Raw genomic sequence first — 10,281 nt, 5'->3', positions numbered from 1 at the left:
CTCGTCGGTGCGGCTGCCCGCAGTGGGGGCGCCGGTGTTCGGCGCCGCCTCGGGAGCCGAAGTCTGCTCCGCCATCATGCGGTCCTTCCGTTGTACGTCATCTCATTGATTCCCATGTCGCTTCGCTCCTGCCCGCCGGCTAGAACTTCAGTCCGCTCTCGCGGGCGGCGTCGGCGAGCGCGGCGATCCGGCCGCCGTAGGTGTTGCCGCCGCGGTCGAAGACCACGGCCTCGATGCCGGCGGCCTTGGCGCGCTCGGCGATCAACTGGCCGACCCGCTTGGCGTGAGCCTTCTTGTCGCCGTCGACCGCGCGGACGTCGGCCTCGATGGACGACGCGGCGGCCAGGGTGGTGCCGTTGGCGTCGTTGACCAACTGCACGTGGATGTGCCGCGAGGAGCGGTTGACCACCAGGCGCGGACGCTGCCCGGTGCCCACGACCTTCTTGCGCAGCCGGTTGTGCCGGCGCAGCCGGGAGACCCGGCGGGCGGCCGAGACGGTGGTGCCGACCGGCTTGCGCTCGACGGTGTTTGTCTGAGTACTGGCCATGGTCACTTACCTGTCTTTCCGACCTTGCGGCGGATCTGCTCGCCGTGGTACCGCACGCCCTTGCCCTTGTACGGGTCGGGGCGGCGCAGGCGACGGATGACCGCCGAGATCTGGCCGACCTTCTGCTTGTCGATTCCGGACACCGAGAACTTCGTGGGGGCCTCCACCGTGAAGGTGATGCCGTCGGGCGGTTCGATGACGACCGGGTGGCTGTAGCCCAGGGCGAACTCGAGGTTGCTGCCCTTCTGCTGCACGCGGTAGCCGACGCCGAAGATCTCCATCTTGGTGGTGTAGCCCTCGGTCACCCCGGTGATGAGGTTGGCCACCAGGGTGCGCGACAGCCCGTGCAGCGAACGGCTGCGCCGCTCGTCGTCGGGGCGGGTGACCACGATGGCGCCGTCGTCGTTGCGCGACAACACGATCGGCTCCGCGACGGTCAGTTCCAGGGCGCCCTTGGGGCCCTTGACGGCGATGTTCTGGCCGTCGATGTTGACGTCGACGCCGGACGGGACCGGCACCGGCTGCTTACCAATACGCGACATGTCTAAACCCTGCTTTCCCTGTCCCCGGCTACCACACGTACGCGAGGACTTCGCCGCCCACGCCCTCACGTGCCGCCTGACGGTCGGTCTTCAGGCCGGCGGACGTGGAGATGATCGCCACGCCCAGCCCGCCGAGCACCCGCGGCAGATTGGTGGACTTCGCGTAGACCCGCAAGCCAGGCTTGGACACCCGGCGCAGGCCGGCAAGGCTGCGCTCCCGGTTGGGGCCGTACTTGAGCTTGACCACCAGCGCCTTGCCCACCCGGGCATCCTCGGTGCGGAAGTCGCTGATGTAACCCTCGGTCTTGAGGATCTCGGCGATGTGGGCCTTGATCTTCGAGTGCGGCAGGGTCACCTCGTCGTGGTAGGCCGAGTTGGCGTTGCGCAGACGGGTGAGGAAGTCGGCGATCGGATCAGTCATGGTCATGGTTGCGCGTCCCTCCTACCAGCTGGACTTCTGAACGCCCGGCAGTTCGCCGGCATGTGCCATCTCGCGCAGGCAGATCCGGCACAGGCCGAACTTGCGGTACACGGCGTGCGGGCGTCCGCACTTGTTGCAGCGGGTGTAGGCCCGCACTGCGAACTTCGGCTTCTTCCTGGCCTTGTTGACCAGCGCCTTCTTTGCCATTGCTCACTTCTCCTTGAACGGGAAGCCCAGCGCCCGCAACAGCGCCCGTCCCTCGTCGTCGTTCGTCGCCGAGGTGACGACGGTGATGTCCATGCCGCGCGGCCGGTCGATGGAGTCCACGTCGATCTCGTGGAACACCGACTGCTCGGCCAGTCCGAAGGTGTAGTTGCCGTGGCCGTCGAACTGCTTGGGGCTCAGACCGCGGAAGTCGCGGATACGCGGCAGGGCGATCGAGACCAGGCGATCCAGGAACTCCCACATCCGGTCGCCGCGCAGGGTCACCCGGGCACCGATCGGCATGCCCTCGCGCAGCTTGAACTGGGCGATGGACTTCGTCGCCTTGCGGATCTCCGGCTTCTGACCGGTGATCAGCGCGAGGTCGTTGACCGCGCCGTTGATCAGTTTGGCGTCGCGGGCGGCGTCGCCGACACCCATGTTGACGACCACCTTGTGCACGCCCGGGATCTGCATCACGTTGGCGTAGTCGAACTCTTTGTTCAGGGCGTCGCGAATCTCGTTGCGGTAGCGCTGCTTCAGCCGCGGCTGAACCTTCTCGGCCCGGGCCGGCGAATGGGTATCCGTTGTCATGCCTTGATGTCCTTGCCGTTGCGCTTGGAAGTGCGGACCCGCTTGCCGGTCTCCTCGTCGACGCGGTAGCCGACCCGGGTCGGGTTGCCGTCGGAGTCGACGACCATCACGTTGGACACGTGGATCGCGGCCTCCTGCGTGACGATGCCGCCGGACGAGGCCCCGCGCTCGTTCGCCGAGTTCGCGGTGTGCTTCTTGATCCGGTTGACACCCTCGACCAGAACCCGGTTGCGCTCCGGGAAGGCCTGGATGACCTTGCCCTTGGCGCCCTTGTCCTTGCCGGAGATCACCAGCACGGTGTCGCCCTTGTGGATCTTCACTTACAGCACCTCCGGGGCCAGCGAGACGATCTTCATGAAGCGCTTCTCCCGCAACTCACGGCCGACCGGGCCGAAGATGCGGGTGCCACGCGGGTCGTTGTCGTTCTTGATGATCACAGCGGCGTTCTCGTCGAACTTGATGTAGCTGCCGTCCGGCCGGCGACGCTCCTTGACGGTGCGCACCACGACGGCCTTGACCACGTCGCCACGTTTGACGTTGCCGCCCGGGATGGCGTCCTTGACGGTCGCCACGATGATGTCGCCGATGCCGGCGTACCGGCGCGACGAGCCGCCGAGCACCCGGATGCACAAGATCTCCTTGGCGCCGGTGTTGTCGGCGACCTTGAGCCGCGATTCCTGCTGAATCACCAGATCTCCCTACGTTGTGCACGCCAAGGCATCCTGGGCAGGCCGAAAGGACCTGACGTGCGCGGTCTTCGTCACCCGAGGGCACGCGGGGCCGACTTCGCGAACGAGGCCGGCCGAGGTCTGCCCCGGGCAACCCCCGAATACTAGGTGACGGCCACCTCGCCGGCCAAATCCGGGGGTTTTCACCGGCGGCCACCGAAGCCCCCCCCCTGACCCTACGTCGGTGTTAGCGTCGAGGATTGCAGTGATTCGGACCTGACGGGCCCGGTGCGGGTGTCCCGCGAACCCTGACCTACGGCAGCGCCGGCCATCCCCCGCGATCGCCCTCGCCGACGGGCGGGCGACTCTGCTGTCCACCGCCGCGCCTCCGGTGGGCATGTTCGAAGACACCGCCTTCACCTCCGCCGCCTACCGGGTGCCCCGGCACACCGACGCGGGCGGTCACCCAGGTGGCGGGAACACGGCCGCGGCTACCGGCTGACCACGCAGCGGAACCCGATGTGGGTGGTGGAACTGTCCTGGGACTGCGGGGACCGGGCGGCGGGACGGAAGCGGTGGCAATACTCCGGGGCGCACAGATGCGAACCGCCCTTGAGCGCCTGAATGAGGGTCGGGTCCGGTTCGGTCGACGTCGGGCAGCATGAACTCGCCGGCGCGTCCAGGACGTGGCCGTGCTCGGAGTACTTCGTGGTGGTCCACTCCCAGACGTTGCCGATCATGTCGATCAGACCGAACCCGTTGGGCGGGAACGTGCCGACCGGGGAGGTGCCGACCCAGCCCAGCGCGCCGTTGTTCTGGAACGGGAATCGGCCCTGCCAGGTGTTGGCCATGAGCTTGCCGTCCGAAGTCGGCTCGTCGCCCCAGGCGTAGGCGGTGGTGACGCCGGCGCCGGCGGCGTATTCGAACTCGGCCTCGGTGGGCAGCCGCCGGCCGGCCCAGGCGGCGTAGGCCCCGGCGTCGGGATAGGCCACCTGCACGACGGGGTGATCCTCCTTGCCGGCGATGTCGCTGCCGGGCCCGAAGGGTGCGCGCCAGTTGGCGCCGGAGGCCCAATCCCACCACTGCCGCCAGTCGCGCAGGTTCACCGGGCCGGGGGTCGGGCGGAAGATCAGCGCTCCCGGAAGCAGATCCTCTTCGGCCACACCCGGGTAAAGAGCCGGGTCCAGCGGGCGTTCGGCGACAGTGACGTACCCGGTGGCCTCGACGAACGCCGCGAACTGCGCGTTGGTCACCGGGTGGCGTTCAATCGCGAACGCCTCCACGGTGGCGGTGTGGATGGGCGCCTCTTCCGGGTAGAAGTCCTTCGAACCCATCTGGAATGAGGCGCCAGGCAGGTCGACAAGTTCGGTGAGCACCGCAACAGCCTAGGCGGTCGGCACCGTACGTGTGTGCGGGAGTGCCGTCCTCTCCCCGGATTCGCCGGTGAGTGACACCGAGACCTCAGTCCCGGGCGAAGGCCAGCGCCAACTCCCTCTCACGGTCCACATACGGCGCGCCGGAGGTGTCCACCACCACCTTGGCGACGGTTCCGCCGGTGAAGGCGAACGGCGCCGTGTAGGCGCCGCACACCGCCTGCCCGCTGTTGCGGCCCACCTGAACCCCTGCGCCGGAGAGCCCGAAGGTCACCGGATGGGTGCGCACCCCCTCCAGGGTGGCGACTTCGGCGTCGCCGACGTACAGCGACACCGTGCCGACCGGGGTGTGGCTGCCCTCGGCGGTGCCGGTGCGCTCGTAGCGCACGCCGAAGACGTGCCTGCCCGACGGGATCGGCTCGGGGCCGGCCACCGCCTGTTCGTCCTCACCCATGAAGTTGTAGACGTAGTGCAGGCGGCGGTCCTTGACGAACAACACGTGCCCGCCGTGGCCGCCGCCCTGTTTGAACAGCACACCCGCGGCATCCGGCGACTCGACATCGACCTCGGCCAGAATCGAATAGGACATCCCGCGCAGTTCGACCATCGCGCCCAGGCCCACCGGTGCGATGCCCGGGTAGTAGGTGAAGGTCTGCTGCCCCGCCGACAGCATCGGGCGGAACCGCGTGATCGTCTCCAGCATGTTGAGGTCGGCCAGCGGAAGCCCGTTGTATCTGCCGGCTTCGGTGAACCACAGGTCTTTGAGTTCGGCCAGTCTCCCCGGTTGGGCCGCGGCGAGGTCATGGCACTGGCTGCGGTCGGCGGCGATGTTGAACAGCTCCCAGCGGTCGTCTTCGAAGTGCGACCAGCCCGCCGGGCTGGCCGGGTGGACGGTGTTGGCGAACCAGCCGTCGTGCCAGATTCCCCGGGTGCCGAGCATGGTGTAGAACTGCGTGACCTTACCGGTGTTCGCGGTCGAATCCTTCAGCGCCGCAGCGAAACTCACCCCTTCGATCGGTCTCTGCGGGACGCCGCCGACGGTGTCCGGCGGGGTGATGCCCAGCAGTTCGTACACGGTCGGGGTGACGTCGGCGACGTTGACGTAGTTGTCCCGCACCTCGCCATGGGCGCTGATACCGGCGGGCCAGGAGATGATCGCGGTGTCGGCGATGCCGCCTTCGTGCGAGGCGTAGCGCTTGAACAGCTTGTAGGGCGTGTTGAACGCCATCGCCCAGCCGGTCGGATAGTGGTTGTAGGTGGCCGGGCCGCCCAGTTCGTCGTAGAACCGCAGGCTCTCCTCGACGGTGTCGATGTAGCCGTTGAAGAACTTGACCTCGTTGACCGAACCGTTGGGACCGCCCTCGCCACTGGCGCCGTTGTCGGAGATCACCACGATGATGGTGTTGTCCAGTTGGCCCGACTCCTCCAGGTAGTCCAGCACCCTGTCGATCTGGGCGTCGGTGTAGGACAGGAAACCGGCGAACACTTCGGCCATCCTGGCGAACAGCCGTTTTTCGGAGTCCGACAACGATTCCCACGGCCGCACGGTGTCCTGCGCCGGCCACGGCCGGCCGTCGGGTCCCTTCACGTCGGCGTAGGGGTTCATCGGCGACAGTTCGGTGCCGGGCGGCACGATCCCGAGCCTCTTCTGGTTGGCCAGCACGATCTCGCGGTATTTCTCGTAGCCCATGTCGAACGTGCCGGCGTAGCGGTCGGCCCATTCCTTGAACACGTGATGGGGCGCATGGCCGGCGCCGGGACACAGGTAGGTGAACCACGGCTTGTCCGGGGCGATCACCTTGGCGTCCCGGATGAACTGGATGGTCTTGTCGGCCAGGTCCGCCGACAGGTGGTAGCCCTGCTCCGGGGTGGCCGGAGCGTCGACGGGATGGTTGTCGTAGACCAGGTCGGGATACCACTGATCGGTCTCCCCGCCGAGGAAGCCGTAGAACCGCTCGAAGCCGCGGCCGAGCGGCCAATGCCGTTTGGTGGCGGCCAGATTCGACTCCTCCAGTGGAGTCAGATGCCACTTGCCGACGCAGTAGGTGTTCCAGCCGCGTCCGACCAGGACCTCGGAGAGCAGTGCGGCGTCGTCGGGGATCCGGCCGCTGCAGTTGGGGAAACCGTCGGTGAACTCCTCGACGGTGGCCATCCCGACGCTGGTGGGGTTGCGCCCGGTCAGCAGCGCGGCCCGGGTGGGCGAGCACAGCGCGGTGGTGTGGAACTGGGTCAGTTTGACGCCCCGTTCGGCGATGCGGGTCATGGCCGGCATCTGCACCAGTCCGCCGAAGCAGTCCCAGGTGGCGATGCCGACGTCGTCCCAGACCAGGTAGAGCACGTTGGGGGCGTTCGCCGGCGCGGCGGGTGCGGCGAACGCGGCCCAGTCCGGTTCGGAGTCGCGGATGTCGAGGGCGATCTTGCCGTTGAACTCAGCAGCCATGAGGCGAACCTACCTGTGCAGGTTTGCAACCGCGCGCCACGGTGAACTACCACCACGACACACCGAATACTTGGAGGATCCGTGCCGGGAATCTCACCTTCGCTCAGAACAGCCGCCGTGGTGGCGACCGTCGCCGCGATGGTCGCCGCGCCCCCGGCCTCAGCCGCCTATCCCCTGGTCGGCAGGCTCGGCAGCGAGCTGACCATGACCGACTCGGTCGGCCAGGTCGTCCTCAGCTGGCAGGTGGGCAATCTGCAGCCCAGCGCCGACGTGATGCCGGGCCACCGGGTGGCCGGAACGCTCTGGGAGGCCACCGCCACCGTCAAGGCCATCCGCGGAAGCGTCACACCGGCGATTTCGCAGTTCAACGCCGTGGCCCCATACCGTGCCGCCTACCGGGTGCTGTGGGAGGTGGCCAGCCCGACCAACATCAGCGGCGCCACCATCGCGCAGGGCGCCCGGTCCAGCGGCAAGATCCACTTCGACGTCACCGGCCCCCCGCCGACCACGGTGACCATGAACAACGGCATGGAGGACCTGATGATCTGGGGTCCGTAGACCCGCGGAGGCGGGGTCATGCGCAACCGGCCGGGACCTCGTGCCGGTCGCCGCCGCGTGCCCGGATCGCCGAGGTCTAGATAGCGATTCGCTCCGTCGATCTATTGGGCAGCCCGATCGGGTCACGCACCATTTGAGTGTGCTTCCCATCGAACATTCCAACCCGCCGCTTTCGTCGACACACCCGCAGGACCCCGAGGTTTCCGCCACGCTGGAGGAGTTCCGGGCACTGGCCGCGGTGGAGCACGGCTCGCCGGAGTACCTGCGCCGCCGCGACGCGATCGTCGAACGCAATCTGGCGCTGGCAGACCACATCGCCCGCCGCTTCCACGGCCGGGGGGAGTCACGCGACGACCTGGTTCAGGTGGCGCGGGTCGGGCTGGTCAACGCCGTCACCCGTTTCGACGTCGAGATCGGTTCGAACTTCCTGTACTTCGCGGTGCCCACCATCATGGGCGAGGTCCGCCGGCACTTCCGCGACAACGGCTGGTCGGTGAAGGTCCCCCGCCGGCTCAAGGAACTGCACCTGCGGGTGAACGCGACCACCGCCGAGTTGTCCCAGCGCCTCGGTCGCGCACCGACCGCCTCGGAACTGGCCGCGGAGATGGGCGTGGAGCGTCAGGAGGTCGTCGACTGCCTGATCGCCGCCAACTCCTACACCACGCTGTCCATCGACTGCGGCGGACGGGACGACGACGACAGCCAGCCGCTTGCCGACGTCGTCGGCCAGATCGACCACGGCCTGGAACAGATCGAGAACCGGGAGTTGCTCCGCAAGCTGCTGGCCACCCTGCCGCAGCGGGAGCGCACCGTGCTGATGATGCGGTTCTTCGAGTCCATGACCCAGACCCAGATCGCCGAGCGGGTGGGCATCTCCCAGATGCACGTCTCGCGGCTGCTGGCGAAATCGCTGGACCGGATTCGGGCGCAGATCACCGTCGCTGATGCGGCGTGAACACTGGGAGCCGGTCTGCTGCTAACGGACTTCACCCCACTGGTCGGCTTGATGGTTGGCGACGACGATCCGGACCGGCGGCTTGTCGCCGATGCCGTAGACCACCCAGGTGGGTCGTCCGGGTTGGTCGTCGATGAACCGGGCGAAGACGCGATTGGCCACGTTGATCCTGTTGCCGGCGACCCGGCTCTGCCAGCCCACGCCGGTGAGCGATTCGGCGGCCGCGTCGATCGTCACCGCCCTGGCGACGACCGCCGCGACGGAATCGGCGTTGGGCACCTGCACCGGGGTCGGACCCCGTTCTGACTGGGGCATACGGTGACTCATCCTCTCGCGCGAACTGGCCGACTGACTCCAACTATTCGGCGGTGCCGTGGCCGCGGTACATCCACCGTTGGAGCGAAACGGGATCCAGTCCTGTTGTGGTCCCGGCTTGCCCGAATCCGGCCACGCTCGTTGCGATAGCAAATACATCCCGGTGGGGTTCATCCTGCTGAACACAGGCCGGTATCGGCGAATCGGACTCGGCTGTTTGCCGTGGAGGCTTTGTGGTTAACACTGGAGGGGCGACATCGAACGGGAGGAACGGATTTTGACCGGCACCCACGTCGTGGTCTTGGACGACTGCAGGCTCGCCCGGGAGTGCCTGGCCGCCCAGCTATCGGCGCACCACCTCGACGTCGTGGGTGCGTGGGACCTGCCCTCTCTGTTCGCCAACGTCGACGTCGGCCTGAAGCACGTCGTCGTGCTCAACATCGACACCAAGGACAGCGTCACCCTGCTGCAGGTGATCCTCGACATGGATCCGCGCACCCGGGTGATCGTCACCGGCCTGTCCCCGGAGCGGGAGTCCGAGATAGTCGCCTGTGCCGAGGCCGGGGTGGCCGGGCTGCATCTGCGTTCGGAGTCGTTCGAACACCTTCTGACGCTGATCCGCGGTGCCGGCAACGGCCCGGCGCAATGTTCGGCGCAGGTGTCGGCGATCCTGCTGCGGCAGGTCTACGCCGCGGCTGCCGAGACAGAAGCCGGCGGCAACCACGACATGCTCACCGAGCGCGAGCGGGAGATCCTGCGGCTACTCGAACAGGGTCTGACCAATCAGCAGATCGCATCCCGGCTCTCGGTGACGGTGCACACCGTCAAGAACCATGTGCACAGCGTGCTCACCAAACTCGGGGTGGGTTCGCGGTCCGAGGCTGGCGCCGTCGCGCGCACCATGCGGTTCACCACCGTCGGCGCCGGCGATGAGGGCCGCTAGCCGAACCGCTTGCTGACCAGGAGCCAGTGGTTGGCCACATGGTTGCGGCGGTAGGACAGCCGGCCCAGCACCGCCTGCGCCAGACGCAGGCCGCGACCGCGCTCGGCCAACTCGTCGACGGGGTCCGGGTCGGCGGTCAGGTCCACCTGCGCGGCGAAAGCGCCGTGGTCGGTGAACTCGACGTGCACCTCGCCGGGCAGGAGGCGCACCTCCATCCGGACCGGTATCGGCCGGCCGCCGCTGGCGTGCTCGATGATGTTGGCGCCGATCTCGGCGACCGCGATGGCCAGTTGCATCCGGATGTCGTCGGGCACCTCGGGGTGGGCCGCCCACATGTCGTCGAGGGTCTGCTGAATCTCGTCGAGGGTGTGCGGACCGGTGACGGTCTCCAGGATCACGGCGTCAGCCCGGCCCGTCGAAGGCGCCGCCCGCGGAGTCGACGACCGCCAGAACCCGATTCAGGTTCGTCAGTTCCAACACTGCGCTGACCTGCGGGCCGGGCGCGGCGATGCGCAGGTCGCCGCCGGCCTGCCGGGCCGCCTTCAGTCCGGAGATCAGTGCGCCAAGACCCGAGGAGTCGACGCCGCTCACGCCGGACAGGTCGACGACCAGTCGGGTGTTGCCGGCCTGGATCAAGCGGCGCAGTTGCTCGCGCAATGCCGGGGCCGCCGTCAGGTTCAGCCGACCCTCCGGTTTTATCACCGCAACACCGGAATCCATTGTC

Annotated in this window: 15 protein-coding genes; 3 read left to right on the top strand and 12 right to left on the bottom strand. The window is 67.8% G+C overall.

The genetic code is table 11. From position 1 onward, the window contains the following. Positions 1-139: 139 nt before the first annotated feature. The 9 genes from rplR to ADBZ5U_RS11235 form a co-directional block, all read right to left on the bottom strand. The gene (gene rplR, locus ADBZ5U_RS11275; RefSeq protein WP_526265420.1) at positions 140-547 is read right to left on the bottom strand and encodes a 50S ribosomal protein L18; all 408 of its coding nucleotides are present in this window, start codon (positions 545-547) and stop codon (positions 140-142) included. A gap of 2 nt (positions 548-549) precedes the next feature. Next, positions 550-1,089 carry a 50S ribosomal protein L6 gene (gene rplF, locus ADBZ5U_RS11270; RefSeq protein WP_526265418.1) on the bottom strand — a complete coding sequence of 180 codons (540 nt, stop codon included), beginning with the start codon at positions 1,087-1,089 and terminating at the stop codon, positions 550-552. A gap of 28 nt (positions 1,090-1,117) precedes the next feature. Then, positions 1,118-1,516 (bottom strand): 30S ribosomal protein S8, encoded by a 399-nt coding sequence (gene rpsH / locus ADBZ5U_RS11265; protein ID WP_526265416.1) that lies wholly within the window; start codon positions 1,514-1,516, stop codon positions 1,118-1,120. Between the two features lie 15 nt (positions 1,517-1,531). Next, complete coding sequence (locus ADBZ5U_RS11260) at positions 1,532-1,717, bottom strand: type Z 30S ribosomal protein S14 (RefSeq protein ID WP_526265414.1); 186 nt, start codon at positions 1,715-1,717, stop codon at positions 1,532-1,534. 3 nt (positions 1,718-1,720) lie between these two features. Next, positions 1,721-2,305: a 50S ribosomal protein L5 gene (rplE, locus tag ADBZ5U_RS11255; protein WP_526265412.1), complete on the bottom strand. Its 585-nt coding sequence runs from the start codon at positions 2,303-2,305 to the stop codon at positions 1,721-1,723. Further along, the gene (gene rplX / locus ADBZ5U_RS11250) at positions 2,302-2,625 is read right to left on the bottom strand and encodes a 50S ribosomal protein L24 (protein ID WP_526265410.1); all 324 of its coding nucleotides are present in this window, start codon (positions 2,623-2,625) and stop codon (positions 2,302-2,304) included. Before rplX ends, rplE begins: the two co-directional genes overlap by 4 nt. Further along, the gene (gene rplN, locus ADBZ5U_RS11245; protein ID WP_313675097.1) at positions 2,626-2,994 is read right to left on the bottom strand and encodes a 50S ribosomal protein L14; all 369 of its coding nucleotides are present in this window, start codon (positions 2,992-2,994) and stop codon (positions 2,626-2,628) included. 470 nt (positions 2,995-3,464) lie between these two features. Beyond that, positions 3,465-4,349 (bottom strand): formylglycine-generating enzyme family protein, encoded by an 885-nt coding sequence (locus ADBZ5U_RS11240; RefSeq protein ID WP_526265407.1) that lies wholly within the window; start codon positions 4,347-4,349, stop codon positions 3,465-3,467. 85 nt (positions 4,350-4,434) lie between these two features. Then, positions 4,435-6,786, bottom strand: coding sequence for an arylsulfatase (locus ADBZ5U_RS11235; protein WP_526265405.1), 2,352 nt, complete (start codon positions 6,784-6,786; stop codon positions 4,435-4,437). Positions 6,787-6,924: 138 nt separating this feature from the next. Here ADBZ5U_RS11235 and ADBZ5U_RS11230 point away from each other — a divergent pair, with 138 nt between their 5' ends. Together ADBZ5U_RS11230 and ADBZ5U_RS11225 are read left to right on the top strand one after the other, a co-directional pair. Further along, on the top strand, positions 6,925-7,344 hold the full coding sequence (locus tag ADBZ5U_RS11230; RefSeq protein WP_526265424.1) for a DUF1942 domain-containing protein: 420 nt from the start codon (positions 6,925-6,927) through the stop codon (positions 7,342-7,344). Between the two features lie 148 nt (positions 7,345-7,492). Continuing rightward, positions 7,493-8,299, top strand: coding sequence for an RNA polymerase sigma factor SigF (locus ADBZ5U_RS11225; protein ID WP_526265422.1), 807 nt, complete (start codon positions 7,493-7,495; stop codon positions 8,297-8,299). A gap of 21 nt (positions 8,300-8,320) precedes the next feature. Here ADBZ5U_RS11225 and ADBZ5U_RS11220 read toward each other — a convergent pair whose 3' ends face one another. Next, complete coding sequence (locus tag ADBZ5U_RS11220) at positions 8,321-8,614, bottom strand: hypothetical protein (RefSeq protein ID WP_526265403.1); 294 nt, start codon at positions 8,612-8,614, stop codon at positions 8,321-8,323. A gap of 277 nt (positions 8,615-8,891) precedes the next feature. Between ADBZ5U_RS11220 and ADBZ5U_RS11215 the strand changes: the two genes are divergently transcribed. After that, positions 8,892-9,557, top strand: a complete 666-nt coding sequence (locus tag ADBZ5U_RS11215; RefSeq protein WP_526265401.1) for a helix-turn-helix transcriptional regulator — start codon at positions 8,892-8,894, stop codon at positions 9,555-9,557. Here ADBZ5U_RS11215 and ADBZ5U_RS11210 read toward each other — a convergent pair. Then, a complete protein-coding gene (locus ADBZ5U_RS11210; RefSeq protein WP_526265399.1) occupies positions 9,554-9,955 on the bottom strand; it encodes an ATP-binding protein in 402 nt (133 codons plus the stop codon). The two genes, ADBZ5U_RS11215 and ADBZ5U_RS11210, sit on opposite strands and share 4 nt — an antisense overlap. Positions 9,956-9,959: 4 nt before the next feature. After that, the coding region (locus ADBZ5U_RS11205; RefSeq protein ID WP_526265397.1) for an STAS domain-containing protein at positions 9,960-10,281 on the bottom strand (322 nt) is incomplete at its 5' end.

The organism is Mycobacterium sp. (assembly GCF_040398885.1).
Classification (GTDB): Bacteria; Actinomycetota; Actinomycetes; order Mycobacteriales; family Mycobacteriaceae; genus Mycobacterium.
This window is presented reverse-complemented; position numbering and strand designations above follow the sequence as displayed.

Excerpts from the sequence above, each read along its gene's own strand:
- rplF (WP_526265418.1), bottom strand. The coding sequence starts at position 1,089 with ATGTCGCGTATTGGTAAGCAGCCGGTGCCGGTCCCGTCCGGCGTCGAC.
- rplE (WP_526265412.1), bottom strand. The coding sequence starts at position 2,305 with ATGACAACGGATACCCATTCGCCGGCCCGGGCCGAGAAGGTTCAGCCG.
- rpsH (WP_526265416.1), bottom strand. The coding sequence starts at position 1,516 with ATGACCATGACTGATCCGATCGCCGACTTCCTCACCCGTCTGCGCAAC.
- rplR (WP_526265420.1), bottom strand. The coding sequence starts at position 547 with ATGGCCAGTACTCAGACAAACACCGTCGAGCGCAAGCCGGTCGGCACC.
- ADBZ5U_RS11235 (WP_526265405.1), bottom strand. The coding sequence starts at position 6,786 with ATGGCTGCTGAGTTCAACGGCAAGATCGCCCTCGACATCCGCGACTCC.
- ADBZ5U_RS11230 (WP_526265424.1), top strand. The coding sequence starts at position 6,925 with ATGGTCGCCGCGCCCCCGGCCTCAGCCGCCTATCCCCTGGTCGGCAGG.
- ADBZ5U_RS11220 (WP_526265403.1), bottom strand. The coding sequence starts at position 8,614 with ATGCCCCAGTCAGAACGGGGTCCGACCCCGGTGCAGGTGCCCAACGCC.
- ADBZ5U_RS11260 (WP_526265414.1), bottom strand. The coding sequence starts at position 1,717 with ATGGCAAAGAAGGCGCTGGTCAACAAGGCCAGGAAGAAGCCGAAGTTC.